The following is a 2,433-nucleotide window of genomic DNA, read 5'->3' as shown; positions in this document are numbered from 1 at the left end:
GCGTCTGCGTGTCCTTGACGAACAGCATGGCGGGCAGATTGGTAACGACGGTGTCCAAGAAAGCCTTGGCCTGCTCGCGTTCGCGCTCCAACCGCTTGCGTACACTGATGTTACGAACGATAGCTGCGAAACCGCCGTCTGGCGGCTCCGCGCCCCATCGAGCAAGCGAAAGCTCAATTGGAAATTCGCTGCCATCTGCATGCCCGCCGGCGAGTTCGACGGAGGCTCCGACAAGTCGGGTGGCGCCGCCGGCAGCCGCGCGCGCAAAAATCTCACGATGTCCGGTGGCGAGTCGCGGCGGGATGATGATCTCGACGTTTCGACCCATGGCTTCGTCGCGTGCATGGCCGAACATCCGTTCTGCTGCCGGATTCCAATAGACGATGGTACCTTGGCCGTCTGCTGCCAGCACTGCGTCCGAAGTGGCGTCGACCACCCGCGCGGCAATCTCTCCCATCTTACGAAACCGCCGCGACTCAATAAGGTCGGTAGCGAGCTTAGCCAAATCGCGGAGCACCGCCTCGTGCGCCTCGGTGAGACCTTTCCGCGGAATGGGATCGAAGACGCACAAGGTGCCAAGGCAATATCCAGACCCGATGATCAGCGGGACGCCAGCATAAAAGCGGATACCGCCTTCCTGCGTGACGAGCGGGTTTGAACGAAACCGATCATCCGTCGTGGCATCGGGAACGACAACGATTTCGCCTGACGCGACCGCATGCGTGCAGAAAGCTATATCCCGCGATGTTTGTGGGAAAGGAATCCCATGCCGCGATTTGAACCATTGCCGTTCCTTATCGATCAGGCTGACGGCAGAACTCGCGACACCCAGCGCTGTCGCTGCCAGCCGGGTTATTTCGTCGAACTCGCGCTCGGCTGGCGTATCGAGAATCTCCAGGTCAAGGAGGGCAGACAGTCGGGCAGCCTCGATAGACTGACAGGCGGGCGAGTTGGAGCGGTCCATCGGATCGATATGGCATGCGCGGTTTTACGGAGTGGTAAACGACGATGTCGACGTGCGCGCTACCCGCTGATTTCGTTGCACTAACATCGTGACACGCCGGCTCTCACCCTGGTGACGTGTTTGTTTAAAAGGGCTGCCAGATAGGAAGCCGTCATCGGGATGGGCGGTTTGACCCGCACAGCGATAAGCGGCCTGCATTGCACGAAGCGTTCGCCAGTTCGTCCACGTCGAGAATGCCGCATCGTCGGCAGCCGAGTTTAAAGATGACGACCTGAGCAGGAATATTTTCGGCGATCGGCGTATGAATTCCAGGGCCGACACCAGTTTACTTACCAATTATCGTCACAGACGTAGGCCATGCGCCAAGACCGCTCGCCTGTGATCGCCCAGAGCCGCTTGTGGTATGCGACTCTCATCTATCTCACCGTTGCATCGACGGGGTTTCTGGTGTGTGGGTTTCACTTTCGACTTGACGAAGCGTTGCAAGGCAGTCTTCGGCTCTATCGCCTCGGTCTTTTTGCTACGCCGTTTCCCGGAGGCCCGAGGCATTGCATTCGCACTGAGTGGCATCCTCCAGTATGCGGTACTTTCGCTGGCAACCGCGATGATGGCATTCTGTGCTGCGACCCTGCGTTGGCCGTTACAGGATGCCATGATGCTTGGAATAGACCGGGCGCTTGGCTACGACTGGCAGCACTATGTTCGCTTCGTTGCCGTCCGTCCGTGGCTTCGGACGCTGGACGGCATCAGCTACGCGAGCATATTGTGGCAACCGGCCCTTATCTGTTTCGTACTGTCGCTCCGCAACCAGGAACGCAGACTGGTCGTCTATCAGGTCGCAACGTTCGTCGCGCTAGTCCTTGCTGTCGCCATCTTCGCCATCGCGCCGGTGACGACGGCATGGGTGCATGGGGTCGTCGTCATGCCCGAAATCCAGCAACTTGACCTGCCTGTCGCCAGCGGCGGCTGGGTGCACAAGTTAGTCGCATTGCGCGCCGGCCAGGAGCGCATGGTCGCCTGGGGTGTCGATGCAAGGATCATCGGCTTTCCAAGCTTCCATTGTGCAGCCGCTCTGCTCAACGGGTGGGCGTTAGCGCGCGAGCGTGCGATCCGGCCTATGGCCATTGCGCTCAACGCAGCGATGATCGCTGCGACCCCCCTTCTGGGCGGCCACTATCTCGTAGACCTGATCGGCGGATCGGTCCTAGCGCTGGCGAGCGTCGTTCTGGCGAATTCTGTGTATCCGCAGATGGCCGGGATGCACAGGAAGGAGCGCGTCCGGCCGCGCCGACCGTGGCGGAATACCGGACGACCGATTGCGGCCTGACCGCCGCCTCACGAAGGGTTGAGGCCAAGCGGACCCGGCAATTTTCGCCGAACCGATAAGCGGATCAACGACAGTAAGCGTCGGCGAACAAACGCAAGTTACGAGTGCCCGCCTGCCAGGTTCTCCAGAGAGACATCGACAC

At 60.2% G+C, this 2,433-nt stretch carries 2 protein-coding genes; one reads left to right on the top strand and one right to left on the bottom strand.

What is annotated here, in order from left to right:
* A partial coding sequence (locus DI606_RS20005; protein ID WP_293985751.1) for a PAS domain S-box protein occupies window positions 1-964 on the bottom strand: 964 nt, incomplete at its 3' end.
* 652 nt (window positions 965-1,616) lie between these two features.
* Between DI606_RS20005 and DI606_RS20000 the strand changes: the two genes are divergently transcribed.
* Complete coding sequence (locus DI606_RS20000) at window positions 1,617-2,291, top strand: phosphatase PAP2 family protein (RefSeq protein ID WP_293985750.1); 675 nt, start codon at window positions 1,617-1,619, stop codon at window positions 2,289-2,291.
* Window positions 2,292-2,433 lie beyond the last annotated feature (142 nt).

Origin of the sequence: Sphingobium sp. (genome assembly GCF_003248505.1) — a bacterium.
Taxonomy (GTDB): Bacteria; Pseudomonadota; Alphaproteobacteria; order Sphingomonadales; family Sphingomonadaceae; genus Sphingobium.
This window is presented reverse-complemented; position numbering and strand designations above follow the sequence as displayed.

Excerpts from the sequence above, each read along its gene's own strand:
- DI606_RS20000 (WP_293985750.1), top strand. The coding sequence starts at position 1,617 with ATGATGCTTGGAATAGACCGGGCGCTTGGCTACGACTGGCAGCACTAT.